The organism is Streptomyces durbertensis, from assembly GCF_014156695.1.
GTDB classification, from domain to species: domain Bacteria; phylum Actinomycetota; class Actinomycetes; order Streptomycetales; family Streptomycetaceae; genus Streptomyces; species Streptomyces durbertensis.
In genome coordinates, this window is sequence record NZ_WMLF01000946.1 from 1 (window position 1) to 450 (window position 450).

Consider the following 450-nt stretch of genomic DNA (forward strand, 5'->3'; position numbering starts at 1 on the left):
TCGCGGCCACGTCGGCCGGCGGGTAGATGGTCGGGTCGGTACGGATCGCCTCATCCACCAGCGGGGTCGCGGTCGGCACCGGGTTGGCGTAGTGGATGAAGTTGGTGTTGGCCGCGGCAACCTTCGGCTGCAGCAGGTAATTGATGAAGGCGTAAGCGGCCTCCGGATGCTTGGCGTCCTTCGGGATCGCCAGCATGTCGAACCACTGCGGGGCGCCTTCCTTCGGGATCGAATAGGCCACGTGCACGCCATTGCTGGCTTCCTCGGCGCGGTCGCGGGCCTGGATGATGTCACCCGACCAGCCGACCACCAGGCAGGTGCCGCCATTGGCCAGCGAACCCACGTACTGCGAGGAGTGGAAATTCTGCACGTACGGTCGGATCGACTTCAGCAGGTCGGCCGCCTTCTGCAGCTCGGCCGGGTCACCGCTGTGCGGGTCCAGGCCCAGGT

1 protein-coding gene is annotated in these 450 nt (G+C 66.4%); it reads right to left on the reverse strand.

Going from position 1 to position 450, the window contains the following annotated elements; genetic code table 11:
- Window positions 1–450: extracellular solute-binding protein (locus tag GL263_RS27810; RefSeq protein WP_182858473.1), on the reverse strand; the 450-nt coding region annotated here is incomplete at both ends.